This window comes from Serratia sp. HNCC26DJ206 (assembly GCF_057180605.1).
Genome location: NZ_JBXUGP010000002.1, coordinates 202,998 through 229,496 on the forward strand (window position 1 = coordinate 202,998; position 26,499 = coordinate 229,496).

A 26,499-nucleotide genomic window follows, 5' to 3' on the forward strand; every position below is an offset into this window, starting at 1 on the left:
GCCATGAGCCAGCAACGAGATAAAACCCCTGCGCGGCGGCGCTTCCTGCGTGATGCCGCCCGCAGCGCCGCCGGGTTGGCAGGGATCGCTGTACTGCTCGGGTTACAGCAGAAGCAATCGCAAGCGCGTGACGGCTTGGCCTTGCGGCCACCGGGCGCGCTGGCGAATGGGGCGTTTGACAGCGCCTGCATCCGCTGTGGTCAGTGCGTGCAGGCGTGCCCGTATCAGACGCTGAAATTGGCTACGCTGCTTTCGCCGCTGGCGGCGGGGACACCGTACTTTGTGGCGCGGGATATCCCTTGCGAGATGTGTGAAGACATTCCGTGCGTGGTGGCCTGCCCAAGCGGTGCGCTGGATCCTTTGCTGACCGATATCGATCAGGCGCGGATGGGGTTGGCGGTGCTGCTGGATCATGAAAATTGCCTGAACTGGCAGGGATTGCGCTGTGACGTCTGTTACCGCGTCTGCCCGCAGATCGACAAGGCGATTACGCTGGATCTACAGCACAACCCACGTACCGGCAAGCACGCGATGTTCCTGCCTAGGGTACACAGCGATGCTTGCACCGGCTGCGGCAAGTGCGAACAGGCCTGCGTGCTGGAACAGGCCGCCATCAAGGTATTGCCAATGGAACTGGCACGCGGCCAGTTGGGTGAGCATTACCGCTGGGGCTGGCAGGAAAAACAGCGTGCAGGGCATTCGCTGGTGCCGGAAGGGCTGACGTTACCGGTACGCGGTGCAAAGGGAGGTGAATGATGGCTAATCCTGTCGCACAAGCCGGGCGTGATGCGCGCCTGCGTCACGGCTGGTGGCGTAGCAACCGCTTTCTGATCCTGCGGCGCAGCAGCCAGTTGCTGATCTTGCTGATGTTTTTGTCTGGACCGTTGTGGGGCGTCTGGATCCTGCGCGGTAACTACAGTGCCAGCCTGCTGCTGGAGACGATCCCGCTCACCGATCCGTTGATGATGCTGGAAAGCCTGCTGGCTGGGCACTGGCCAGCCTGGCTGATGTGGGTGGGCACCGCAGTGGTGTTGATCTACGGCCTGATCGGCAATCGGGTGTTCTGTGGCTGGGTTTGTCCGTTGAATCCGGTCACCGATCTGGCTGCCTGGCTGCGGCGCAAGTTGGGTCTGCGGCAGTCGGCCAGCCTACCGCGCAGTCTGCGCTACGGCATTTTGATCGCCGTGCTGGTAGGCAGCGCCGTTAGCGGCACGCTGCTGTGGGAATGGTTCAACCCGGTTGCCCTGATGGGCCGTGGTTTGATTCATGGCATCGGAGAGGGGGCGCTGAGCTGGCTGAAAGGCTTGGTTGCCGCTTTTGGTGCCGGGATCTGGCTGATTGTGGCGCTGTTCCTGTTCGACCTGCTGGTCGTTGAGCACGGTTGGTGTGGTCATCTTTGCCCGGTGGGCGCCTTATACGGCGTTATTGGTAGCCAGGGCGTGGTGCAGATCAGCGCTGAGAAGCGCGAAAACTGCACCCGCTGTATGGATTGCTTCCATGTTTGCCCGGAACCGCAAATTTTACGTGAGCCGTTATTGCTGCAAAAAGGCGCGCCACAGGTGGCCAGTGATGCCTGTATTGCCTGCGGACGTTGTATCGACGTCTGTGCAGAAAATGTATTCGAAATTAAGACCAAATTTCATTATTCGGGAGCCAAAAAATGAAAAGCAATGTCCTGAACAAGCCGCTTTCCCTGTGTGGTGCGCTGCTGTCGCTGGTGGTTGCCAGCTTCGCGTTTGCCGCCAGCGATGTGGACCTTCAGCAATCGCCAGAGGTTTCCGCCACTGTCGAAGGGCAGATCAAAATGCCGAAACAGCAGGAAAGAATGGCGCTGAACTATGTTAACCAGCCGCCGATGATCCCGCACAGCATTGATGGTTATCAGGTAACCAAGAACACCAACCGCTGCTTGCAGTGTCACGGTGTGGATACTTATCGCACGACCGGCGCACCGCGTGTCAGCCCAACGCACTTTATGGACAGTGACGGCAAAGTGCTGGGTGAAGTGGCACCGCGCCGCTATTTCTGTCTGCAATGTCACGTACCACAAACCGATGCTGCACCGATCATCGGTAACGATTTCAAGCCCATGCCGGGCTTTGGGCAATAAGCGGGGGAGTTATGGCCGAACGTAATAATGAAACATCTGAGAAAAAGGCCGGGCTGATTCGCCGTTTATGGCGCTGGTGGCGCAGGCCGAGCCGCTTGGCGTTGGGCACGCTGCTGTTGCTGGGATTTGTGTCTGGGATTATTTTCTGGGGCGGTTTCAACACGGGTATGGAAGCGGCTAACACCGAGCAGTTCTGCATCGGTTGCCATGAAATGCGCGAAAACGTCTACGAAGAATATATGGATAGCGTGCATTACAACAATCGCAGCGGCGTTCGCGCCACCTGTCCGGATTGCCACGTGCCGCACGAGTGGGCACCGAAAATGCTGCGCAAGCTGAAGGCCAGCAAAGAGCTGTATGGCAAGGTGTTTGGCGTGATCGACACGCCGCAGAAATTTGAAACACACCGGTTGGCGATGGCCACGAACGAATGGGCGCGAATGAAGGCCAATAACTCACAAGAGTGCCGTAACTGTCATAACTTTGAGTATATGGACTTCAGCGCACAGAAAACCGTGGCGGCGAAGATGCATGACAAAGCGATCGTCGAAGGCAAAACCTGTATTGATTGCCATAAAGGGATCGCGCATAAGTTGCCGGATATGCGCGAAGTGCCGAGCGGTTTCTAAACCATGAGTGTTAAAAACCCCGCAGTGCTGCAAAGCCTGCGGGGTTTTTTGTTGCAAATCCACCCTAGCTGCGTTTTGCTATTGGCACAGGATTGGGTTGCTCAGCTAACGGAAACCAGGTTTATGTCATCGAAGATTGAAAATATCAGGAAAGAGCTGTTGTCGAATAACTGGTATGTGTTGAATAAATATACCTTTGATTTAAAAAATAAAAATGGCGGCTCCATTGAGCAGGTGCGTGAAGTGTACGATCGTGGTAACGGCGCCACCATTTTGCTGTATAACCGCGCCAAAGGCAGCGTGGTGCTGACCAATCAATTCCGTATGCCGACCTACGTCAACGGTAATGCCAGCGGTATGCTGCTGGAAGCCTGCGCCGGGCTGCTGGATGCGGATTCCCCCGAGCAGTGCGCCCGCCGCGAAGCGATCGAAGAAACCGGTTTTCAGGTGGATAAAGTACAGAAAATCTTCGAAGCCTATATGTCGCCAGGGGGCGTGACGGAGATCGTCCATTTCTTTATTGCCGAATATCAGGATAACGAGCGCCAAACCGTTGGTGGCGGCATTGAAGATGAAGATATTGAAGTGGTGGAACTGCCGTTCAGCGAAGCGGTGGCGATGATCGCCGATGGCCGCATCAAGGATGGCAAAACCATCATGCTGCTGCAGTATCTGCAAATCCATCGGCTGATGGAATAATTTCTCATCCAGGTTGGGCAAATATTCTTAAAGTGGGACGGGATGTAACCACATAAATACGGGCGCAGGAACACCTGATGAAATCAAATGATCATAATACCGCTGGTTTACCTTTGAATGATGTGGCTGAACTGCTGGCATCCGTTAGCCAAGAGACCTTGAAGAAAGGTACGCAACTGATGGAGAAAAAATGCGTCAGTAACCTGCTGATTCGGCCAAATAAGATCACCGCTGATGTTAGAGGTAGTTACATTTATCAGGTTCAGCTCTCCTTTCAACCTGAATTACGATGCGACTGCACTTGCCCCGCGGCTGATTATATGGATATTTGCAAACATGCCGTCGCCGTCGCATTACAACTGAATCAGCCCGATAAGGTGTCAGAAGAAGATCAGGATGAACAGCTGCTGCGCCGTTACTTTAAGCAAAAACAGCCCGATGAACTCATTTCGCTGTTGCTGCAATCGCTGAGGGGCAATGAAAGCTTGGCCAAGGCGTGGTTATTTGAGGCCACGCTGACATTTGAACCGCCCTCACTGGCACAGCTGAAAAAAATGGTGACCAAGGCCATGCCCGCACGTGCGCTTTGGAACTGGCATGAGGTGTCTGGCTATTTCTCCGCCGCAGAAACGCAGTTGGGGAGTATCTGGACGGCGATGGAGAAGTTACCCGTCGCAGAACAGTGGTTACTGACAGAGCATGTGTTGAAACGCCTGAATAACGTGTTAGGGCGCATTGACGATTCTGGCGGTTATCGCTTTGCCATTGAAAGCCAACTTTTTAAAAAAATGCCTGCAATTTTTGAAAAACTCGACTGGTCTGCTGCAAAGAAGGCGCAATGGCTGTTTGAACACCTAAATCAGACGGAATATGACGTATTCCCAGAGGTGCTTCAGCATTTCCCTTGCATCGGTGAGGTGAAAAATTGCCTGCTGAAATTATGTAATGATGCTATCGAAACGATGGCAACCGAGCTCAAGGGCGACGATCGGCCGTTTGAGCTGGCATGGCAAATGAGAAGCTATGCCAACCCCTTATTAGAGGCCGCCCAACAAAACGGTAACTGGCGTGAAGAGGTGCGTTTGCTGTCGATGCTGGCTCACCGTTGCCATGACTACCTGGATCTCAGCAAGCTTTGCCTAGGGCATCAGGAAGAACTGGATGCGGAAGATTGGTTGCTGAAAGCGAAAAAAGTGGCGACACCCTATGAGCAAACCGCCTGTACCCACCAAGAGGTGCGAGTAAAAATGGCCCTTGGGGAACATCAGCAAGCATGGCGGGTTGCCTGGTGCGGTTTTGAACAACACCCTAGTTATCATGAATATCAATATCTGCTCACTGTTCATGAGGAACTCGGGGGGCCAGAACCCGAACTGTTAACCAAAGTGGAACAGGTGCTGCTCAACGCTCCAAGCCAGCAGAGGGATCTGGTCGATTTTTATCTGGCAAACCATGAGCTTGAAAAAGCGAAAGTTAGTATCAGGAGCGGGGGCGGCTCGCGAGAACAAGTACTGCAACTGGCCGATTTATCCGTTGCCAAGCAACCGGCAGAGGCGCTGGCACTCTATCTGCGGGTAGTAAAAAAGCTTATCGAACAGGGCAATGCACCGTCGTATGAACAGGCAGCACAGGTATTATTGCAACTACAGGCTCAGCTCAAGGCAAGCCAGCATCCTTTAAACGATTTCAACCACTCCGTGGCGCAATTGGCCACGGAGTTTCGGCGTAAGCGCAATATGCTGGCCTTGTTGAATACGCATTTTGCCGATTGCCTGTAGCTCCGCCGGGCCGGAATTACAGTTCAGCGGCCAGCCTATCTTCCAGATTCTGCTGGTCAACGGCGAACAGTCGGATGCCTTCGGCCAGTTTCTCTACCGCCATCGCATCTTGATTATGCAGCCAGCGGAACTCGGCTTCGGCTAGCGGAGCGGGTGGGTGGAAGGCTTCGATCGATGGCGTCAGTTGGCGTTCAATTGGTTGCTCGCTCTGTTTCAACTGCTCCAGCAGATTGGGCGCAATGGTTAAACGATCACAGCCCGCCAGCGCCAGAACCTGTTCAACCTTACGGAAGCTGGCCCCCATGATCACCGTTTGGTAGCGATGCTGTTTGTAGTATTCATAAATCGCGCGGACCGATTTCACACCGGGATCCTGCTTGGCATCGTAGTCCGCCGTTGGCTGTTTGGCCTGATACCAGTCATAGATACGGCCAACGAACGGGGAGATCAGGAATACGCCTGCTTCGGCACAGGCACGTGCCTGAGCAAAGGAGAACAGCAGCGTCAGGTTGGTGTTGATCCCCTCTCTTTCCAGCTCTTCAGCCGCTTTGATCCCTTCCCAGGTGGCGGCCAGCTTGATCAGAATGCGCGATTTCGCGATCCCTTGCGCCTGATACAGCCCAATCAGCTTGCGCGCCTTGGCCACGCACATGCCGCGATCGAACGACAGGCGGGCATCCACCTCGGTAGAAATCCGGCCCGGTACGCTTTTCAGGATCTCTACGCCAATATTGACCGCCAGCTTATCGCTGGCATTAATCAACTGGGTTTCCTTGCTGCCACCTTGCTGACGGGCGTAGTTGAGCGCCTCGACGATCAGCGGCCTGTATTGCGGCAGCGCAGCGGCTTTGAGGATCAGCGAAGGGTTCGTGGTGGCATCCTGCGGTTCGAACTGGCGGATCGACTCGATATCGCCGCTGTCGGCAACCACAACGGTCAACTGCTTGAGTGCGTCTAACTGGTTCATCTATAAGCTCCTTGCTCAATGTGAGTATACTCTAAATAATTCGAGTTGCAGGAAGGCGGCAAGTGAGCGAATCCCCAGGAGCATAGACCACTATGTGACTGGGGTGAGCAAACGTAGCCAACGCACATGCAACTTGAAGTATGACGAGTATAAATGAGAATATTTTTCATATAGGCTAATACAGTGCCTCATAAAGCCGATGATTCACATGCGCTTTTACTGATTGCTATGATGGACAATAACAATCAGCGCTGGCCGATAACCTGTTCGTAATAGCCGATTTTTGCCACTTTGGGTGCCGATCCTCCCCCTTCAAACTCCGAGGCCAGCCAGGCTTCGACGATCGATTTCGCCAATTCCGGCCCGATCACGCGTGCGCCCAGAGTGATGATCTGCGCATCGTTACTCTTGCGTGCCCGCTGGGCGGAATAGGTGTCATGACACTGCGCGGCACGGATCCCTGGCACTTTGTTAGCCACGATGCTCATACCAATGCCGGTGCCACACAGCAGGATCCCACGTTGGTGCTTTCCATCCTTGATCGCCTGCGCTACTTCAAAGGCAATATCCGGGTAGCTGGTTGATCGCCCATTGTTTTCTGGCGCGTAGTCGGTAACGGGGATATTGCGCTGTTGCAGGCAGGCAACGATCACATTCTTCAGTTCAATGGCGGCATCATCGGCGCCGATAGCGATAGGCAACATAAAGATCTCCAGGTTGATAGCAATAGGGTTGACGATCTCGATAGCGCGTCATGGGGTTACCATAACTATAGATCATCAAATGTTCAACTAATGTTCTTTTGTTTTTATGGTGTTCAGGGTTTACAGGCATGAAAAGTGACTTAAATACCAAAAAATAGGTATTAAATGGACTTTTAGTCATTTATTGAGGTCTTTTTGAGCGGTATCACAGTTTGAAAAGTTGGTGGTGGGCAATTTGGTGCATAGTGAGTAGTGTTCATATGTTCTTTAAATGTATTAATGATCATAATGGCGAACCCTACCAGAGGAGAGAACTATGTGTCAGAACTGCGTAACACCGGCAAAAATGGCCGAAGGAATTCCTGAAACCATGAAAGCGGTAGTGGCTTATGCCCCGCATGATTACCGCCTGGAGGAAGTGGCAGTACCGAAAATTGGCCCGAAAGAGATCCTGATCAAGGTCGAAGCCTGTGGGATCTGTGCCGGTGACGTTAAAGCGTTTGAAGGGGCCGCCAGTTTCTGGGGCGATGACAAGCAACCGGCTTATATCAAAGCGCCGATGATCCCCGGTCATGAATTTATCGGCCATGTGGTGGGCTATGGCGAAGGGGTTGAAGGATTTAACCTGGGCGATCGGGTGATCTCTGAACAGATTGTCCCGTGCTGGGAATGCCGTTTCTGTAACCGAGGTCAGTATTGGATGTGTGAAAAACACGATCTGTATGGCTTCCAGAAAAACGTCAACGGCGGCATGGCGGAATACATGAAGTTCACCAAAGAAGCCATCAACTATCACGTGCCTGCGGATATGCCGATCGAAGATGCCATCCTGATCGAACCTTATGCCTGCTCGTTCCACGCGGTGCAGCGCGCCAATATCAAACTGGGCGACGTGGTGGTGCTGGCCGGTGCTGGGACGCTCGGCCTGGGCATGATCGGGGCGATCAAAAAATCCGGCCCGGCCAAGCTGGTGGTGCTCGATCTGTCTGACGAGCGCTTAGCATTGGCGAAAAAATTTGGTGCCGACGTGGTGCTGAACCCGCTGCGTGACGACGTGATGGCCATCGTCAAAGGCATAACCGAAGGCTACGGCTGCGATATCTACATTGAAGCCACCGGCGCGCAGAAGTCCGTTGAACAAGGGCTGATGCTGATCCGCAAACTGGGCACCTTTGTTGAGTTCTCGGTATTTAAAGATCCGGTGACCGTCGACTGGAGCATTATCAGCGATCGCAAAGAGCTGGACGTGCTGGGTTCACACCTGGGGCCCTATTGTTACCCGCTGGTGATCGAAGGTATCCGCAATGGCGATCTGCCCACCGAAGGCGTAGTCACGCAAACGCTGCCGCTCGAGCAGTTTGCCGAAGGCTTCGCAATGATGAAACGCGGCGTCGGCTCGATCAAAGTGGTGCTTAACCCGAACCTGTAATGCCTGCATCGTTCCGGTGCGGGGGAGCCTGCACCTTGATATCAAACTGAGGTGTGCTATGTGGAATGGACTGATTCATCGCATTGGTCTTTCGCCAAAATTAATGCTCGGTTATGCCGGTGTGCTGGTCTTTATGATGGGGGAAGGGCTGGAACAAGGCTGGCTCTCGCCTTATCTGATCGGCAAAGGATTAACCATTCAGGAATCGGCGCTGGTGTTCAGTGTCTACGGTTTTGCTGCGGCGATTGCCGCTTGGTTTTCTGGCGTGCTGGCAGAGATTTTCACCGCCCGCCGGGTGATGATGGCCGGGCTGCTGCTGTTCCTGCTGGGTTCGGTGTGCTTTCTGGTGTGGGGGTTACCGAGCAATAACCTGGCGATCATGGTGCCGACCTATGCACTGCGTGGGCTGGGTTATCCGTTGTTTGCCTATGGTTTTCTGGTGTGGGTGGCCTATGAGGCACCGCCGGAAAGGTTGGGATCGGCGGTGGGGATCTTCTGGTTTGTCTACAGCGGCGGTCTGAGCGTGTTGGGCGTGCTTTATTCCAGCATCATGCTGCCGTATCTGGGCGAGATCCATACCCTGTGGAGCGCGTTAATTTTTGTGGTACTGGGTGCAATGATCGCGCTGATGCTCAACCGCACGCCCGGCCATGCCGAAGCGGACAACCGAGAAAAAGCCTCCCTCAGCTATGTGCTGAAAGGCATCACCATCGCGTTTGAAAACCCGAAAATCGGCCTGGGCGGCATTGTGCGTACCATCAACACCTCGGCGGCGTATGGCTTTGTGGTGTTTATGCCGATGTACATGATGGATATCGGCTTTAGCCGCACCGACTGGTTGCAGATGTACGCGGCGCTGTGGACGGTCAATATCATCTTCAACCTGATCTTCGGCGTAATCAGCGACGGCCTGGGCTGGCGCAACGTCGTCATGTGGTTTGGCTGCGTTGGCTGTGCGATCACCACGCTGCTGTTCTACTACGTACCCTATTTCCTGGGGCCAAGCTATCTGCTGACCGTCTGCGCTGCGGGCCTATTCGGTGCCTGTTTGGCGGCATTCGTGCCACTTTCGGCGATTATGCCGACGCTGGCGCCAGAGAATAAAGGCGCTGCCATGTCGATCCTCAATCTTGGCGCCGGGCTGAGTACCTTTGTTGGCCCGGCGGTGGTGGGTTTGTTTATCGGTAGCCTGGGCAGCAGTGGGGTGATCTGGATTTTCACCGGCTTGTATCTGTTCGCCGGTGCGCTGATGAAGTTTGTCACCTTACCGAAAGAGCGCGCCGCAACCACCGAAGAGGGTAACCCCCGTTTGGCAAACATATCCTGACTCGTGGGATAAGGAGCAAATCATGTCGACTGAAAGCAATGAATTTTCCCTGCAAGGAAAAGTGGCGTTGATCACCGGGGGCGCGGCAGGCATCGGCTTTGCCATCGCCGAACGTTATCTGCAAAGCGGTGCCAGGGTGGTATTACTGGATCGCACGCCGCAGGTGGTGGCGATCGCCCAACAGTTGGATGCCGTATCAGCATTGGGGATAGTGACGGACGTGACCGACAAGGCTGCGCTAACGCAGGCCGTTGCCCAGGCGAAGGCCCATTTTGGCCGCTTGGACGTGTTGGTCAACAGCGCCGGGATCGTCGCGCTGCACCCGGCAGAAGAACTGCCGGAAGAAGCCTGGGATCGCACCATGGCGGTCAACCTAAAAGGCGTGTTTCTCGCCAGCCAGGTGGCGGGCCACTATTTTCTCCGTCAGGGGAGCGGCAGCATTATCAACCTGGCTTCGCAAGCCGGTGTGGTGGCGTTACCCAATCACCTGGCTTACTGCGCCAGCAAGGCCGGAGTGATCGGCTTAACCCAAGTATTGGCCCTGGAATGGGGGCCGCACAACGTGCGGGTCAACGCCATCTCTCCCACCGTGGTGTTAACCGAATTGGGGCGTAAAGCCTGGTCGGGCGATGTGGCCGAGCAGATGAAACAGAAAATCCCGCTGCGGCGCTTTGCCGAACCGCAGGACATTGCCGCCAGCGCGCTGTTTTTGGCCAGCGATGCGGCTAGCATGATCACCGGTGCCAACCTGCTGGTTGACGGCGGTTACACCATTCAATAATCCGCAAGAGAGGCAACGATGAACAGAATCATTAACGATCCCGATCGCGTGGTGGAAGACGCCATCCAAGGCTACTTGCTAGCTCATCCGAACTATTTTTCCGCCACTGACAATGCGCGGGTGCTGAAATACCCGGCGGCTCCGATTAAGGGCAAAGTGGGGATCGTCACCGGCGGCGGTTCAGGGCATGAACCGGCGTTTCTGGGCTATATCGGCAAAAACATGCTGGATGCGGTAGCGATTGGGGAAATCTTCTCCTCCCCAACCGCCGGAGCATTTCTGGATGCGTTCAAGGCGGCCGACGGCGGTGCGGGCGTTGCCTGCCTGTATGGCAACTACGCTGGCGATAATATGAACGTCAAAATGGCGATGAAAAAGGCAGCAGTGGCCGGTATGGCGGTGAAAACCGTGGTAGCGAACGACGATGTGGCCTCGGCACCCGCCAGCGAAATTGAAAAGCGCCGTGGCGTGGCCGGTGAGATCCTGATGTGGAAGGTGGGTGCAGCCGCTGCGGCGCAAGGCTACGATCTGGACGGTGTGATCGGTGCTGCGCAAAAGGCTATCGGCAATTGCCGCTCGATCGGCGTTGGCCTCAGTTCCTGCACCATCCCGGCTGTCGGTAAACCGAATTTCCATATCGAAGACGGCAAGATGGAGATCGGCATTGGTCACCACGGCGAGCCGGGGATCGAGGTTTCGCCGATCCAGTCCGCGGCGGCGATGGCCGGCACGATGCTCGACTTCGTGCTTAACGATATGCCGCTGGCTAAAGGGCTGGAGGCGGTGGTGTTGGTCTCCGGGCTGGGGGCGACGCCGGTGATGGAACTGTACATCTATTATGCCGAGATCGAAAAGCGCCTGACCGCGCAAGGTGTGAAGGTGCATCGCTGCTATGTGGGCAACTATTTTACTTCGCTGGAAATGATGGGGGTGACGCTGACGTTAATGAAGCTCGACGATGAATTGAAAACCCTAATCGACATGCCCGCCCATTCATTAGGCTTAACTCAGGTGGAGTAAACCATGGAAGAACATATTTCGACGCAGCACGGCAATGACATCGTGGCCGCCCTGGTGCGGGTGATCGTCAGCAATCGCGAGTATCTCAGTGAAATTGATGGCGCGATTGGCGACGGCGATCACGGCATTAATATGGCGAAAGGCTTTGCCATGTGTGGTGAGGCTATCAAAGGCCGGCAACTGACCTTGGCACAGGCGTTTGATGCGGTTTCTGACGCGCTTATGGAAGGGATTGGCGGTTCAATGGGGCCGCTGTATGGCAGCCTGTTTATGGGCATGGCCGACAGCGTGCGTGATCAACCGGTGCTGGATAAGCAGGCATTTTTAGCTATGTTGCAACATGGCCTGAGTGAACTGCAAGACATCAGCAGCGCAGGCGTCGGCGACAAATGCCTGATGGATACCTTGCTCCCGGCAATCGCCCGTTTCGAGCAGGCGGTTCAGCAAGGGGAGAGCTTCAGCGATGCCTTGGCACAGATGAAGCAGGCGGCGATTGCCGGGCGTGATTCCACGCGCGATCTGGTGGCGAAGATTGGCCGCGCCAGCCGGTTGGGCGAGCGTTCGCGCGGCGCACTGGATGCCGGTGCGGTTTCCTGCTGCCTGCTGTTGTGTCAATTGGCCGATCAGGTCACACAAGGCTTAAATACCGTGAGTGCGTGAATGGCTGTCCCCTTGGCTTGCTGCATCTGGAAATCCATTGGGTATATACTGCAGTTCGACCAAGGGGATAACCGCTCACACTTGCCGTGGGGAAATGTATAACGGATGGAAAAACACACTGTGTCCCAAGATAACGAACTGCTGACTGAAATTGCCGTTGCCTATTATCAGGACGAAATTACTCAGGAAGAGATTGCAAAAAAATTCGGTATCTCACGCATCAAGGTGGGGCGTTTGCTCAAGCGTGCCAAAGAAGAGGGCATTGTTGAGATCACCGTGCGCTACCATCCCGTCTTTAGCACCCGCCTGGAACAGCAGATGCTGGAGCGTTTCCCCATCAGCCGTGCGCTGATTGCACTCGATCATCAGGACGAAGAAGAACAGCGGCGTCAGGTGGCGGCCTTGGTTTCTGGCTATCTGGCGATGTCGCTGAAAGACGATATGGTGTTGACGGTCGGGCAGGGGCGCAATGTGGCGGCGATTGCCGATCACATCGGCAGCGTGGCACAGAAAAACTGCAAGTTTATCTGTGGCATTGGCGGCACGCACCGCCCCGGTGATGCGATTAACGCCGACCATATCAGCCGCCGCTTAGCGAAGAAATTCGGCGGCAGCAGCGAAACGCTGTACGCCCCGGCCTATGTCGAGAACCGGGCGCTAAAAGAAGCCTTTATGCAGAACGGCACCATCAAGGAAACCCTCGATCGGGCACGCAAGGCGGACGTGGCGCTGGTGGGCATTGGCGATATGAACGAGAACAGCTATATGGTGAAGTTGGGTTGGTTTACGCCGCATGAGATTATTGATGCTAGCCTGAATCAAGGAGTGATCGGCGATATCGCCGGTTACGACTTTTTTAATGCGCAGGGGCAGCATGTGGATACGGTAATGAACGATCGCGTTATCGGCCTGAGTATCGATGAACTGCGCCGTATCCCTTGCGTGATTGCCATTGCGTCGGAAAACACCAAGGCGTTGGCGATATTGGGCGCGCTGCGTACCGGGGCGATCGATATTATCGCCACCAGCGCCTTGAATATCCGCACCATTCTTAATATGTCGCAGTAACTGCACTGTCTGGTTGTTAATCTTAAGCCCCGTTGCTGATAGCGCGGGGTTTTTTTATGGCTGGCGTTCAGTGAGATAGCGAATCCGGTTTAGGGAATTGGCTAGTTCTGCTGCTTTTTCATCCAATGAAATGCCTTTTTAACTTTTATTTGTTAGTTTCAATCAAGGTTATGGCACGGTTCAAAGTTTGTGACGATTCTCTCACTATACTGGTTCAGCCTTAACGTCTTACCTCAACATAAAAAGTAGCAAGTAAAGGAACCCATAATGGACGAACAGCTCAAACAGAGTGCTCTTGATTTCCATCAGTTTCCTATTCCAGGGAAAATCCAGGTATCACCGACCAAACCGCTGGCAACGCAGCGCGATCTGGCCTTGGCTTATTCGCCAGGCGTGGCTGCACCTTGCTTGGAAATTGCGGCCGATCCGCTCGCCTCTTACAAATATACCGCGCGCGGGAACCTGGTGGCGGTGATCTCTAACGGCACTGCGGTGCTGGGCTTGGGGAATATCGGTGCGTTGGCCGGTAAACCGGTGATGGAAGGCAAAGGTGTGCTGTTTAAGAAGTTTTCCGGTATTGACGTATTCGATATCGAAGTTGATGAGCATGATCCTGACAAACTGATCGACATTATTGCCTCGCTGGAGCCGACCTTCGGCGGGATTAACCTGGAAGATATCAAAGCGCCGGAATGTTTCTACATTGAGAAAAAACTGCGCGAACGCATGAAAATTCCGGTATTCCACGACGATCAGCACGGCACCGCGATCATCACCACCGCCGCAGCGCTGAACGGCCTGCGGGTGGTGAAAAAGAATATCTCTGACGTGCGGCTGGTGGTTTCCGGCGCGGGCGCGGCGTCAATTGCCTGCCTGAACCTGCTGGTAGCACTGGGGCTGCGCAAGCAGAATATTACCGTTTGTGACTCCAAAGGCGTGATCTACAAAGGTCGCGATGCCCACATGGAGGAGACCAAAGCGGCCTACGCGATCGAAGACAACGGCCAGCGCACGCTGGGGGATGCCATACCCAATGCTGATATGTTCCTCGGCTGCTCCGGCCCAGGCGTATTGACGCCGGAAATGGTGAAAACCATGGCCAGAGATCCGCTGATCATGGCGCTGGCTAACCCGGAACCGGAAATCCTGCCGCCGTTGGCTAAAGCGGTGCGTCCAGATGCGATTATCTGTACCGGGCGTTCCGACTACCCGAACCAGGTTAACAACGTGCTGTGCTTCCCGTTCATCTTCCGTGGTGCGCTGGATGTGGGCGCGACGACCATTAACGAAGAGATGAAGCTGGCCTGTGTGCATGCGATCGCCGATCTGGCGCTGGCAGAGCAGAGCGATGTGGTGGCTTCGGCCTATGGCGGCCAGGAGCTCTCCTTTGGCCCGGAATACATCATTCCAAAACCTTTCGATCCGCGCCTGATTGTGAAAATCGCCCCGGCGGTAGCCAAGGCGGCGATGGATTCCGGCGTGGCGACGCGTCCGATTGAAGATTTTGATGCCTACATCGAGAAATTGAGCGAGTTCGTCTACAAAACCAACCTGTTTATGAAGCCGATCTTCTCCCAGGCGAAAAAAGAGATGAAACGCGTTGTGCTGGCGGAAGGGGAAGAGGAGCGCGTACTGCACGCCACGCAGGAGCTGGTATCGCAAGGGTTGGCCTATCCGATTCTGGTTGGCCGCCCGAGCGTGATTGAAAAACGCCTGACGAAACTGGGCTTGCAGCTGACGCCGGGTAAAGATTTCGAAGTGGTGAACAACGAATCCGATCCGCGCTTCAAGGAATACTGGGGTGAGTACTACCAGATCATGAAGCGCCGTGGCGTTTCGCAGGAGCAGGCACGCCGTGCGGTGATCGGCAATCCAACATTGATTGCCGCCATTATGCTGCACCGGGGTGAAGCCGATGCCATGATTTGTGGCACTATCGGCAGCTACCATGAGCATTATCAGGTGGTGGAGAAAGTGTTCGGTTTCCGTGAAGGGGTACACGTAGCCGGGGCAATGAACGCCTTACTGCTGCCGAGCGGCAACACCTTTATTGCCGATACCTACGTTAACGACGATCCGACGCCGGAACAGCTGGCAGAAATCGCCGTGATGGCCGCACAAACCGTGCGCCGCTTCGGCATCGAGCCCAAGGTGGCGCTGCTGTCCCATTCCAGCTTTGGTTCTTCCAATAGCCCAACGGCGCAGAAAATGCGCAAAACGTTGGAATTGGTGAATCAGATGGCACCGGAATTGGAGATTGACGGTGAAATGCACGGCGACGCGGCGTTGGTGGAAAGCATTCGCCACGATCTGATGCCGGATAGCCCGCTCAAAGGTTCTGCCAACGTGCTGATTATGCCGAATATGGAAGCGGCGCGTATCAGCTATAACCTGCTGCGCGTTTCCTCTTCTGAAGGCGTCACCGTAGGGCCGGTGCTGATGGGGGTGTCCAAACCCGTGCATATCCTGACGCCGATCGCTTCAGTACGCCGCATCGTGAACATGGTGGCGCTGGCGGTGGTAGAAGCGCAGACCGAACCGCTATAAGGCTGTAATAAAAACCCCCTGTTGCTGTGACAGCAGGGGGCGTTTTTTTATGCTTTGCAGCGTTCGGCAATCGCCTGAATATCAGCAGGGGTGGTTCGACAGCAACCACCGATCAGGCGGGCACCGTTGCGTTGCCAGTCTACGATTTGATTGATCAGATGATGTTGCTCATCGCCGCAGTGGTGCCAGGTTTTGCTCACCGCATCGTAGTGCTCACCGGAGTTAGGATAAACCAACAGCGGTTTATCGCTCAGCGCGGCAAACTGCTGCAACGCCGGGGTAACGTTTTCCAGCGCAATACAGTTAATCCCGATCGCTAATACCTGTGGGTTGCCCTGCATCGCGGCGATCGCTTCAACCAGCGGGGTACCGTCGCTCAGATGCTGGCTATCACGCAGTGTGAACGAGAACCAGGCACCCAGCGTCGGGAATTGCCGCAACAGTACCAGCAATGCCTGCAATTCGGCGAAAGACGGCAGGGTTTCACAGGCCAGCAGATCGACCCCTGCGGCGGCTAAGGCCGCAATGCGCGGGCGATGAAACGCGATCATCTCTTCCTGCGGTAAATGGTAATCCCCACGATACTCAGAACCATCGGCAAGATAGGCACCGTAAGGGCCGACCGAACCGGCAACCAGCAACGGCGCGGCCTGCGGGTGCTTGGCCAGGTAATCCGCGCGCGCCTGCTGTGCCAACTGCACGCTTTTAGCGATGAGCGCGAGTGATTGCTGCTCATCAAGCCCACGGCGCAGAAAACCCCGCGGCGTTGCCTGATAGCTGGCGGTGATGGCGCACTGTGCCCCGGCGTTGAAATAGTCCAGATGGACGCGATAAATCAGTTGCGGGTTCTCGATCAGCACTTTGGCTGACCACAGCGGATCGGTCAGATCGCAGCCACGCGCTTCTAGCTCGGTAGCCAAGGCTCCGTCCAGAATCAACGTGCGGTTATTTGCCAACAGAGGAGCGATAGGATTATTAACCGACATGGTCTTCTCCGGTCTTCAGTAAGGTTTTCTGCCCGGCCCGGTGGGTCAGGTAATAGAGCAGGTAACACAGCGCGACAAACGGCAGGCCGCAGTACAAGGCCACGCGCTGTTCAGGATCAAACGCCAGGCCAACGCAGGCCAGCAGGCACAGCAGGAAGCCAGCAATTGGCGTCAACGGATAGCCGGGGGCGCGATATTTCAGCCCAGCCAGCGGCTGGCCGCTGCGCAGATAATGGCGGCGGAAAGCATAATGCGCCGCACAGATGCTTAACCAGACCGCGACGACCGCAAAGCCAGAAATGGCCGATAACGCCACAAACACCGTATCGGGAGCGATCACGCTGGTCAGCAGCGCCAAGACTCCGCCGAGCATGCTGAAGGTCAGTGCGTTGATCGGGATACCGCGCGCATTGACCCGCGAAAAATACGCTGGCAGCGTGCGCTGATTGGCCAGCGACCACAGCATGCGGCCCGAGGCATACAGGCCAGAGTTGGCAGCAGAAAGAATTGCGGTGAGGATCACGAAGTTAAAAATATCGGCGGCATAAGGCACGCCGATACGTTCAAACACCAGCACAAACGGGCTTTTGACGATCCCGGCCTGATCCATGGGGATCAGCGCTGCCAGAATAAACACCGTACCAATAAAGAACAGCATCAGGCGGATCACCGTAGTACGGATCGCCCAAGGCACCACTTTCTCCGGGTTTTCCGTTTCACCGGCGGCGATACCAATCAACTCCGTTCCCGAAAAGGCAAAGTTAACCGCCACCATGGTCATCAGGATTGGTAACGTGCCGTTCGGCAACCAACCGGATGAGGTGAGGTTATGCAGAAATGGTGCTGGCGTACCGTCTTTCATCGGTATCAGTCCGAACATAGCCGCACCGCCCAGCACGATAAACGCCAGAATGGTGATCACCTTGATCAGTGAGAACCAGAATTCACTTTCGGCAAAGAAACGGGTGGTGATGATATTGAGCAGGAAGATCGCCAGACAAAAGATCAGGCACCACAACCAGACCGGTGACTGGGGGAACCAGTATTGCATACAGAATCCGGCGGCGGTTAGGCTGGAGCCGAGGGCGACCGTCCAGGTCAGCCAGTACAGCCAGGCCACGGTATAACCGGTTGCCGGGCCCAGATAACGCGAAGCATAGACGTGAAATGCGCCGGTTTCCGGCATGGCGACCGCCAGTTCACCCAAACACAGCATCACCAGATAGACCACCAGTGCGCCGATCAGATAAGCCAGCAGAGTGCCGAGGGCCCCGGTGGTGGCAATGATGTAGCCGGTATTGAAAAACAGCCCGGTGCCGATCACGCCACCCAATGACAGCATCACCAGATGCCGGGCCTTCATGGTGCGCTTGAATTGCCCTTCAACAGGAGGCGCTGTTTGCATGACTTTATATCCATATAGACGGCTAAATAGCCAGATGGCTAATGGTTATACCCCCAATAGTGGATAAAATCAACGTGATGCCAAATATAGGATAGCCGCGGTAGAAATAACCGGCTGAGTTATTGCGTAATGCTTGTCAGTTAAGGCTAACCAGTTCTCTTGGGGAGGGTTAGGGACGATCAGCGTGCTACAGGCCCTCTTCCACAGGGAGAGGAGGCAACTCCTTTAGCAATTGTGCATGATTATGCAGTTTTGCACTTAACTGACCGGCATTACGGCGTTACTGCGCCCGTTTCGCCTGTTGCAGCCACTTATCCAGTTCGTTGGCAAACTGCTGGCGATCGCGCTGGTTTAAGGTATTTGGCCCACCGGTCTGGATGCCGCTGGAGCGCAGGGTATCCATAAAATCACGCATATTCAGGCGCTCGCGGATGGTATCTGGTGTGTAGCGTTCACCGCGCGGATTCAGCGCGATCGCCCCTTTCTCTATCACCTCGGCCGCCAGTGGAATATCGGCGGTGATCACCAGGTCGTTCGGCTCGCAGCGGCGTACGATTTCGTTATCCGCCACGTCAAAACCCGCAGCAACCTGCAAGGTGCGGATGAATTTAGACGGTGGTGTGCGCAACGGCTGGTTAGCCACCAGCGTGACCGGCATGGCGGCACGATCTGCGGCACGGAACAGCACTTCCTTAATCACGTTCGGACAGGCATCCGCATCGACCCAAATCTGCATTATTGTTTCTCCTGCAACCAGTCGCGTACCGGCAGGAAGTCGCTATACAGTGCGGCTTCCGGGCTACCTGCTTTCGGTTGATGGTTATATTCCCAGCGCACCAGCGGTGGCATGGACATCAAAATCGATTCGGTGCGGCCACCGGTTTGCAGGCCGAACAGCGTACCGCGATCCCACACCAGATTGAATTCCACATAGCGGCCACGGCGGTAAAGCTGGAACTGGCGCTGGCTTTCGCCCCACGACAATGTTTTACGCCTTGCCACAATCGGCAGATAGGCATCCAGGAAGCCTTCGCCCACCGCGCGGGTAAAGGCGAAACAGCTGTCAAAGTCTGGCGTGTTCAGATCGTCAAAGAACAGGCCGCCAATGCCGCGTGCTTCGCTACGGTGTTTGATAAAGAAATAGTCGTCGCACCATTTTTTGTATTTCGGGTAAACATCGTTACCGAATGGCGCGCAGAGCTGCTGCGCCGTGCGGTGCCAGTGGATGGCGTCTTCTTCAAAGCCATAGAACGGCGTCAGATCGAAACCGCCGCCGAACCACCAGACCGGCTCTTCACCCGCTTTCTCGGCAATAAAGAACCGCACGTTGGCGTGGCTGGTGGGGATGTAAGGGCTGAGGGGATGGATCACCAGCGAAACCCCCATCGCCTGGAAGCTGCGCCCGGCCAGTTCAGGGCGATGGGCAGTAGCAGAGGCGGGCAGCGCGGCACCGGAAACATGGGAGAAGTTAACCCCGGCCTGCTCAAACACCGCGCCCTTGGTCAGCACTCGGCTGCGGCCACCGCCGCCTTCTGCGCGTTCCCAACGGTCTTCATGAAAATTGGCGCTGCCGTCGGCCTGTGCCAATTGTTCACAAAGGTGATCTTGCAGCGCCAGCAGAAAGGATTTTACTGCGGCAATGGTGGGTAAACTCATACAGGTTATTCACAACGGGTGGCGGAACAGGGCGCTAAGTATATACATAAAGTCATTGGGGTTGCAGCAAGTGCCTCCTTGCTGGCAGTCAAACCGTGAAACTGCAATTTGCTGATCAACGTGTCTACCATCCCGTCAGCTCATGGAAAGCGGTAGTGTCTACCCTTCTGTATTCGCCATGCTGCTACTCACCGCGACAATCTGTCACCGCTGTTTATTGCCGCACAGCACACTTTTGGATAAGTGTCGGTGATTGAGGTCGAACTGAATATGGTCAACTTTGCTGCACCGTCCCTTGTCCCTGACCAGAATGGATAGCCTGAGTGGGGATAGCGCTACCGCTACTGACTACACTCTGGGTGTAATTCGTTTGATTTACGCGCCTTTTCAGATTCCACATAGCGATTTCAGTTGGTTAGTATCGCCAGTTACGCTGTCGGTCTGTAGACTATCCGCTGCCAAGAACTCCACGCTATTGCTATCCCACTCAGTTCTCTCCCAAATAGCTCTGGTGTATACACGCGCGACACGTAGCTTTATACAAACGCTTCAAGCGACGGTATCAGGGACTAATCAAAGTGAGTAAGAGATGGAAAATCTAACGATCCGTGAACAAACTGCACGTAATGCTGAACTAAGCCAGCAGGCCGGCATTCTTCCCTCTGACTGCAAAGCCTGTCGTCGGGAGGGATTAGCTATCTTCCCACTACGCGTAGCAGCCGTGCCGAGAATGGCAGGTGTTTCATCGTGGCAACCCGAAGTGCCGGAGCAGACAATCAAGCTGACAGGGGGTGAGTACAAGTATGCCCTGCGTACCCTACGTGAAGGCTATCTGTATGTCCTGTTGGATAACCGCGTTTGGCAGGCGTATCAGGTCACCGCAGAAGGTCATATGCGGTCGTTCTTCTACGGGCACCGACCCGAAAGTGAAACCGCCGTCCCCCTTGCCGAAGCGTGCCGGACACAGAACCATGACATTATCGCGAGCTTCATCAATATCGATACCAGGCAATACAGCCAGGCAGAGCTAGCCTTCAGCAGCGATCCGTGGAGCCCGGCAGTATTACAACAGTACCAGACTGAACGCCCGGCAGGACGTTTTACGCATATCGACCTGAAAGCCTTTCAGACCGCCCCTGGTGGGCAACCCTGTGGTGTAGCGCTGGACGCCAGCCTGTCATCACTGACGGAGCGAGTGCTGGAGTTTAAGACTGAACTTTACCCGTCTCCGGGGGCGGCGGTAGGCCCGTACAGCAAGCCGATTGTGGATGCGATACACGGATTTTACCCCCGCAAGGAAGTCAAAAAGCTTAATGCCATGCGTGACAAGGTGGCGAATATTATCAGGCTGTATGGCAGTGCGGGAGCCATTATTCTTGATGATACAGTGGGGGTGATTCAGGAACTGAACAGTGGCCGTCTGCAACTGATAGAGGATTGTCATGCCTATACCTCACGCACTGAAATCCGCCACCAGCATATGACCGCCGGGGCGATTTCCCGTACCATGGAACTCATCCAGGAAGCGATTCAGAAAAACAGCCAGCCTGAATTCGGACGCCCAGACTCTGGCTATCCTATGGCGATGCACCAGAGCGCTTCGGCTGAAGAAGTGGCTGCAAGGAATTCAGCTTTCGAGTTTGCCAGATTGAATACTTGTTACAGTGAAGCCGACCGGGTGGCGTTTGAGCAGACGTACAAGCGTTACGTGGATAATTGGCAGAAGAAAATCACGGCGGTGGATGCCGATTTATCCGCCTGGTATCTGAGCAAGGACTGGCTGACGGTCATGGCACACGACTATGCCCCAGAGCAGCATGCTCGGGACTGGCTGTTGCACATGAAAACCCTGACCGTCTGCCTTCAGGGCGGCCCCGTTGGCAAGCACAGTGATAAAGTCTGGCTGGGATGGATGAAGACGGCAAACTCTCTGGCCTATATTGGCCTGCTGGCCCGCAACCCCACAAAGGCTCCCGCCATCTTTGACGGCTCGGCAAGTTATAAAGATCTGAAAGGTGCTGACGCTCTGCAAGAGCTGGCACCAAATACCGCGTCTATTCTCGATGGTGCAGCAGGTTATTCCTATCTGAAAACGGCTGGGGCATCGGATGAGTTTGCCGATTTCCTGAAGTATGAACCTATTCAACAGCTTATCACCGGACGCATTATGGCACTGAATGCCGCATTCAGCCGCTTAATGAATCAACTGGACGATGCTGCCCGCGATGGATATGGCCGGATGCTTCAGGGGACAGCGTACAGCACAACAGGGGCATCCCCTGCGCTTTTACAACTGGACACCACCGTCAGGGGCGCTCAGCGCCTCATCAGGCTGAACGGGGCCTCTTTTGGTGCTTTTTCCATGGCTGAGAATAATGCCGCATTTGGTGGGGCCCTCACGCGAAACGGGTCGGGTGGATACGCTGCTGCGATAGGGGGGATAACGAACATCAATGACCCGAAAATTCTGGCCTTGCCTGTCAGACTCAATATTACGGCATTTGATTTTGCCCAGGGTAAAGCGGCTCTTGAGGCGGCCACTGGCGGCGCTGCATTACCAGTCACAGACCCACGAATGGTGTCGGCGGTTAACGATCTGCGAATTTCCGCTATCTCGTTACGGGAGGATGTCGGTGCCCGTGTAACATCGGTAAGCCCGGAAAACCTGCTGACGGAGCGTAGTCGCCGTTTCCTCAGCGGTAGCAGTGTCGGTCTGGTGCTTTCGGCGGTCATGCTGGGGCTACAAATCCGTGACTGGGGGCAGAATACACAGAATCTCGAACAGGCCGTCAGCCATCACACCGATGCCTCAATGACTCTGGCGATTAACCGTCTGATGGTACTGAGCGCCTTGTCTGAAATCGCAGGATTCAGCGATATGCTGGCAACCCGAATGAGCTGGAAGGTGCTGGAAAAACAGGGCTACGTGCATCCCCTGATTAGATTGGGCGGGATTATTGCCGGGGCGGCTGCGGTGCTTGATGGTGTGAGGATGTTTGTACAGTCCTATGACTCATATAAATCAGGGGATTACATATCCTCTGGCTTATATTTGTTTGGTGGCATTAGTACCATAACCGGAGGAGCGTTAGGAGTTATCAGTTCATGGAATGGCGTGTTTGCTCTGGGGGGCATGGCTGGGCTAGGCGCGCTGCTGATATTGGTTGGAGCTGGAATTGCTTATGCTGCCGGGCAATATCGCAGCACGCCGCTGGAAGTCTGGCTGCGATGTAGCTGCTTCGGAAAAGACCGCCACGGCAGTGATATTGTCTGGCATCCCGGAGCTAAGGAGGATCTGGCCAGAATGCTGGACGCCTGGTATGCAGTGATGTCAGGTATGGTGGCTGAAGTGGCCTTCAGTGCTCCGACCATTATCTATGGTGAGTATTACCGTGAAGTGAAGGTGAAGCTGGTGCTACCAGGGTATCAGGAAGGGACTTCCGCGTTACAATACCGTCTGGCCGGAGATGGGGCAGAACTGGTCGCGGAGTCACGGCATGTCAATGGAGCTTCAGACAGCACCACGGTGAGTCCATTCTGTCAGAGCCCGAAAGCCAAACGGGTAGTGACGGATGAGGGGCTACTCCTACTGGTTAGCTTCACTGTAAAGGAGTCTCTGTGCCAATCCGCCACACTGACTGTCAGCTTCTGGCCGGATATAACGGATACTGAGTATCGGGAAGGATTAACCGTTAAGGCGCAATGGTAGAATGAGCATGCAGAAAAAACGAAAGAGCAATAAGCTGCCGCCGATTACGGCAGAAGAGCTGGCCGCCATTGAACTGGCAGAGCGTCACCGTCCGTTACATTCGATACTGCAACCGCAGGCGGATTACTGGGAAGAGGACTTGCCGGGGCGTGATGAATTGCAGACCTATAAACCACAACTCATCTGGGTGAATAAAATGAACGGCACCTGGATGGAAATTCCCTGCTACACCAATAAGTCTTGGGGGGTGTTGTGGTTTCTGATTATATTGCTTTCAATTTATGTAATTACTCTACTTTGCGTTACGATTAAGTCTGGAATGTTTCTATATGTACCAACATTCGTTGTGACTTTATGTAGCCTTTTTATTTTCGTATCTTTGATTGTCTTTGCATTTCGAGCAGTGATGTACAGCCCTCGCTCAACCCCCATACGTTTTAACCGTAAGCGGCAGAAGGTCTACGTGTATGAATATCAGCGTAGCTGGAATCCCTGGAAACACTGGCCTGTCATTGTAAAGGTGTTTGACTGGGAAGACATCTACGGTGAACGGCTATTCTGGAGCGGGCGTTACACCTTCGGCAGCCAACTGTCCTGCGCCGTGTGCAGCCCGGGTTCTCATCAGGTGCTCCACCGCTTTAACGTGACCAGCGTAGTTGGTGATATCCGCATGATTTGGGCCGAGTGGAGCCATATCTGCCAGTATATGCAAGGGCGTAATGTACCCGCCACGCCGATGTTCAAAGACAGCCCGGTAAGTTGGACACCTGAAGAGTATCAGTACCGCTGGCCCGAAGACCTGGACAGGGAATCTACGACTGCACCATGACCTACGGTAAATATTAGCGCGAAGTGAAAATGGAACGGATGCTGAATGGGGAGCATGGTTTTCAAGGCGCAGGTCTGCTGGCAACGTTGCCTAGGTCAATATCATCAGCAGCGGAGGTATCGGCAGCCGCGCTATCGAGGGTGTGATTCAGACTCAGCGCGGCTTTCGTTCATGGGCGTCATAATAACTGAAGAAACCGATCACTCCATCGTAATGGTGCGGGGAACTCACATTCCAATTGATTTTCGCCTAGGTAACATGCCGTTATATTCATCACCGTGACTGGGGGCAGAATACACAGAATCTCGAACAGGCCGTCAGCCATCACACCGATGCCTCAATGACTCTGGCGATTAACCGTCTGATGGTATTGAGCGCCTTGTCTGAAATCGCAGGATTCAGCGATATGCTGGCAACCCGAATGAGCTGGAAGGTGCTGGAAAAACAGGGCTACGTGCATCCCCTGATTAGATTGGGCGGGATTATTGCCGGGGCGGCTGCGGTGCTTGATGGTGTGAGGATGTTTGTACAGTCCTATGACTCATATAAATCAGGGGATTACATATCCTCTGGCTTATATTTGTTTGGTGGCATTAGTACCATAACCGGAGGAGCTTTAGGGGTTATCAGTTCATGGAATGGCGTGTTTGCTCTGGGGGGCATGGCTGGGCTAGGCGCGCTACTGATATTGGTTGGAGCTGGAATTGCTTATGCTGCCGGGCAATATCGCAGCACGCCGCTGGAAGTCTGGCTGCGATGTAGCTGCTTCGGAAAAGACCGCCACGGCAGTGATATTGTCTGGCATCCCGGAGCTAAGGAGGATCTGGCCAGAATGCTGGACGCCTGGTATGCAGTGATGTCAGGTATGGTGGCTGAAGTGGCCTTCAGTGCTCCGACCATTATCTATGGTGAGTATTACCGTGAAGTGAAGGTGAAGCTGGTGCTACCAGGGTATCAGGAAGGGACTTCCGCGTTACAATACCGTCTGGCCGGAGATGGGGCAGAACTGGTCGCGGAGTCACGGCATGTCAATGGAGCTTCAGACAGCACCACGGTGAGTCCATTCTGTCAGAGCCCGAAAGCCAAACGGGTAGTGACGGATGAGGGGCTACTCCTACTGGTTAGCTTCACTGTAAAGGAGTCTCTGTGCCAATCCGCCACACTGACTGTCAGCTTCTGGCCGGATATAACGGATACTGAGTATCGGGAAGGATTAACCGTTAAGGCGCAATGGTAGAATGAGCATGCAGAAAAAACGAAAGAGCAATAAGCTGCCGCCGATTACGGCAGAAGAGCTGGCCGCCATTGAACTGGCAGAGCGTCACCGTCCGTTACATTCGATACTGCAACCGCAGGCGGATTACTGGGAAGAGGACTTGCCGGGGCGTGATGAATTGCAGACCTATAAACCACAACTCATCTGGGTGAATAAAATGAACGGCACCTGGATGGAAATTCCCTGCTACACCAATAAGTCTTGGGGGGTGTTGTGGTTTCTGATTATATTGCTTTCAATTTATGTAATTACTCTACTTTGCGTTACGATTAAGTCTGGAATGTTTCTATATGTACCAACATTCGTTGTGACTTTATGTAGCCTTTTTATTTTCGTATCTTTGATTGTCTTTGCATTTCGAGCAGTGATGTACAGCCCTCGCTCAACCCCCATACGTTTTAACCGTAAGCGGCAGAAGGTCTACGTGTATGAATATCAGCGTAGCTGGAATCCCTGGAAACACTGGCCTGTCATTGTAAAGGTGTTTGACTGGGAAGACATCTACGGTGAACGGCTATTCTGGAGCGGGCGTTACACCTTCGGCAGCCAACTGTCCTGCGCCGTGTGCAGCCCGGGTTCTCATCAGGTGCTCCACCGCTTTAACGTGACCAGCGTAGTTGGTGATATCCGCATGATTTGGGCCGAGTGGAGCCATATCTGCCAGTATATGCAAGGGCGTAATGTACCCGCCACGCCGATGTTCAAAGACAGTCCGGTAAGTTGGACACCTGAAGAGTATCAGTACCGCTGGCCCGAAGACCTGGACAGGGAATCTACGACTGCACCATGACCTACGGTAAATATTAGCGCGAAGTGAAAATGGAACGGATGCTGAATGGGGAGCATGGTTTTCAAGGCGCAGGTCTTCTGGCAACGTTGCCTAGGGCAATATCATCAGCAGCGGAGGTATCGGCAGCCG

Annotated in this window: 23 protein-coding genes; 17 read left to right on the plus strand and 6 right to left on the minus strand. The window is 54.6% G+C overall.

Annotated features, from left to right (window positions below):
- Positions 1 to 3: 3 nt before the first annotated feature.
- The 6 genes from napG (at position 4) to AC2A1E_RS02365 (ending at position 5,216) form a co-directional block, all read left to right on the plus strand.
- Entirely contained in the window at positions 4 to 756 is a 753-nt protein-coding gene (gene napG / locus AC2A1E_RS02340) for a ferredoxin-type protein NapG (protein ID WP_484382379.1), read from the plus strand.
- On the plus strand, positions 756 to 1,664 hold the full coding sequence (gene napH, locus AC2A1E_RS02345) for a quinol dehydrogenase ferredoxin subunit NapH (protein WP_484382434.1): 909 nt from the start codon (positions 756 to 758) through the stop codon (positions 1,662 to 1,664). The genes napG and napH overlap by 1 nt, the downstream gene beginning before the upstream one ends.
- Positions 1,661 to 2,110: a nitrate reductase cytochrome c-type subunit gene (gene napB, locus AC2A1E_RS02350; protein WP_484382380.1), complete on the plus strand. Its 450-nt coding sequence runs from the start codon at positions 1,661 to 1,663 to the stop codon at positions 2,108 to 2,110. The genes napH and napB overlap by 4 nt, the downstream gene beginning before the upstream one ends.
- A gap of 11 nt (positions 2,111 to 2,121) precedes the next feature.
- Positions 2,122 to 2,739, plus strand: a complete 618-nt coding sequence (gene napC / locus AC2A1E_RS02355) for a cytochrome c-type protein NapC (RefSeq protein ID WP_459401803.1) — start codon at positions 2,122 to 2,124, stop codon at positions 2,737 to 2,739.
- A 123-nt stretch (positions 2,740 to 2,862) separates the two neighbouring features.
- Positions 2,863 to 3,438: a GDP-mannose pyrophosphatase NudK gene (gene nudK, locus AC2A1E_RS02360; RefSeq protein WP_484382381.1), complete on the plus strand. Its 576-nt coding sequence runs from the start codon at positions 2,863 to 2,865 to the stop codon at positions 3,436 to 3,438.
- Positions 3,439 to 3,515: 77 nt separating this feature from the next.
- Positions 3,516 to 5,216 (plus strand): SWIM zinc finger family protein, encoded by a 1,701-nt coding sequence (locus AC2A1E_RS02365; protein WP_484382382.1) that lies wholly within the window; start codon positions 3,516 to 3,518, stop codon positions 5,214 to 5,216.
- Between the two features lie 16 nt (positions 5,217 to 5,232).
- Here AC2A1E_RS02365 and tal read toward each other — a convergent pair whose 3' ends face one another.
- Positions 5,233 to 6,183, minus strand: coding sequence for a transaldolase (tal, locus tag AC2A1E_RS02370; protein WP_484382383.1), 951 nt, complete (start codon positions 6,181 to 6,183; stop codon positions 5,233 to 5,235).
- 245 nt (positions 6,184 to 6,428) lie between these two features.
- Positions 6,429 to 6,887 carry a ribose 5-phosphate isomerase B gene (rpiB, locus tag AC2A1E_RS02375; RefSeq protein ID WP_459401807.1) on the minus strand — a complete coding sequence of 153 codons (459 nt, stop codon included), beginning with the start codon at positions 6,885 to 6,887 and terminating at the stop codon, positions 6,429 to 6,431.
- A gap of 316 nt (positions 6,888 to 7,203) precedes the next feature.
- Between rpiB and AC2A1E_RS02380 the strand changes: the two genes are divergently transcribed.
- The 7 genes from AC2A1E_RS02380 to maeB all read left to right on the plus strand — a co-directional run bounded on the left by AC2A1E_RS02380 (position 7,204) and on the right by maeB (position 15,719).
- Positions 7,204 to 8,316: an MDR/zinc-dependent alcohol dehydrogenase-like family protein gene (locus AC2A1E_RS02380; RefSeq protein ID WP_484382384.1), complete on the plus strand. Its 1,113-nt coding sequence runs from the start codon at positions 7,204 to 7,206 to the stop codon at positions 8,314 to 8,316.
- Between the two features lie 58 nt (positions 8,317 to 8,374).
- Positions 8,375 to 9,643 carry an MFS transporter gene (locus AC2A1E_RS02385; protein WP_484382385.1) on the plus strand — a complete coding sequence of 423 codons (1,269 nt, stop codon included), beginning with the start codon at positions 8,375 to 8,377 and terminating at the stop codon, positions 9,641 to 9,643.
- A 22-nt stretch (positions 9,644 to 9,665) separates the two neighbouring features.
- Complete coding sequence (locus tag AC2A1E_RS02390) at positions 9,666 to 10,424, plus strand: SDR family oxidoreductase (RefSeq protein ID WP_484382386.1); 759 nt, start codon at positions 9,666 to 9,668, stop codon at positions 10,422 to 10,424.
- An 18-nt stretch (positions 10,425 to 10,442) separates the two neighbouring features.
- A complete protein-coding gene (locus tag AC2A1E_RS02395) occupies positions 10,443 to 11,444 on the plus strand; it encodes a dihydroxyacetone kinase subunit DhaK (RefSeq protein ID WP_484382387.1) in 1,002 nt (333 codons plus the stop codon).
- A gap of 3 nt (positions 11,445 to 11,447) precedes the next feature.
- Complete coding sequence (gene dhaL, locus AC2A1E_RS02400) at positions 11,448 to 12,104, plus strand: dihydroxyacetone kinase subunit DhaL (protein ID WP_484382388.1); 657 nt, start codon at positions 11,448 to 11,450, stop codon at positions 12,102 to 12,104.
- A gap of 105 nt (positions 12,105 to 12,209) precedes the next feature.
- Complete coding sequence (locus AC2A1E_RS02405; protein ID WP_484382389.1) at positions 12,210 to 13,172, plus strand: sugar-binding transcriptional regulator; 963 nt, start codon at positions 12,210 to 12,212, stop codon at positions 13,170 to 13,172.
- A 267-nt stretch (positions 13,173 to 13,439) separates the two neighbouring features.
- Positions 13,440 to 15,719 (plus strand): NADP-dependent oxaloacetate-decarboxylating malate dehydrogenase, encoded by a 2,280-nt coding sequence (gene maeB / locus AC2A1E_RS02410; protein ID WP_484382390.1) that lies wholly within the window; start codon positions 13,440 to 13,442, stop codon positions 15,717 to 15,719.
- Between the two features lie 47 nt (positions 15,720 to 15,766).
- Here maeB and mmuM read toward each other — a convergent pair whose 3' ends face one another.
- The 4 genes from mmuM to hemF form a co-directional block, all read right to left on the minus strand.
- Entirely contained in the window at positions 15,767 to 16,705 is a 939-nt protein-coding gene (gene mmuM / locus AC2A1E_RS02415; RefSeq protein ID WP_484382391.1) for a homocysteine S-methyltransferase, read from the minus strand.
- Positions 16,695 to 18,110 (minus strand): S-methylmethionine permease, encoded by a 1,416-nt coding sequence (gene mmuP, locus AC2A1E_RS02420; RefSeq protein WP_484382392.1) that lies wholly within the window; start codon positions 18,108 to 18,110, stop codon positions 16,695 to 16,697. The genes mmuM and mmuP overlap by 11 nt, the downstream gene beginning before the upstream one ends.
- Positions 18,111 to 18,390: 280 nt before the next feature.
- Entirely contained in the window at positions 18,391 to 18,846 is a 456-nt protein-coding gene (locus AC2A1E_RS02425) for a YaiI/YqxD family protein (protein ID WP_459401820.1), read from the minus strand.
- The gene (hemF, locus tag AC2A1E_RS02430) at positions 18,846 to 19,766 is read right to left on the minus strand and encodes an oxygen-dependent coproporphyrinogen oxidase (protein ID WP_484382393.1); all 921 of its coding nucleotides are present in this window, start codon (positions 19,764 to 19,766) and stop codon (positions 18,846 to 18,848) included. Before hemF ends, AC2A1E_RS02425 begins: the two co-directional genes overlap by 1 nt.
- 589 nt (positions 19,767 to 20,355) lie before the next feature.
- On the opposite strand from hemF, the gene AC2A1E_RS02435 reads away from it, so the two are divergent.
- The 4 genes from AC2A1E_RS02435 to AC2A1E_RS02450 all read left to right on the plus strand — a co-directional run bounded on the left by AC2A1E_RS02435 (position 20,356) and on the right by AC2A1E_RS02450 (position 26,370).
- On the plus strand, positions 20,356 to 23,475 hold the full coding sequence (locus AC2A1E_RS02435; RefSeq protein ID WP_484382394.1) for a T6SS effector BTH_I2691 family protein: 3,120 nt from the start codon (positions 20,356 to 20,358) through the stop codon (positions 23,473 to 23,475).
- Position 23,476: 1 nt separating this feature from the next.
- A complete protein-coding gene (locus tag AC2A1E_RS02440; protein WP_484382395.1) occupies positions 23,477 to 24,304 on the plus strand; it encodes a DUF6708 domain-containing protein in 828 nt (275 codons plus the stop codon).
- A 340-nt stretch (positions 24,305 to 24,644) separates the two neighbouring features.
- A complete protein-coding gene (locus tag AC2A1E_RS02445; RefSeq protein WP_484382396.1) occupies positions 24,645 to 25,541 on the plus strand; it encodes a hypothetical protein in 897 nt (298 codons plus the stop codon).
- 1 nt (position 25,542) lies between these two features.
- Complete coding sequence (locus AC2A1E_RS02450; protein ID WP_484382395.1) at positions 25,543 to 26,370, plus strand: DUF6708 domain-containing protein; 828 nt, start codon at positions 25,543 to 25,545, stop codon at positions 26,368 to 26,370.
- The last annotated feature ends 129 nt before the right edge of the window (positions 26,371 to 26,499 follow it).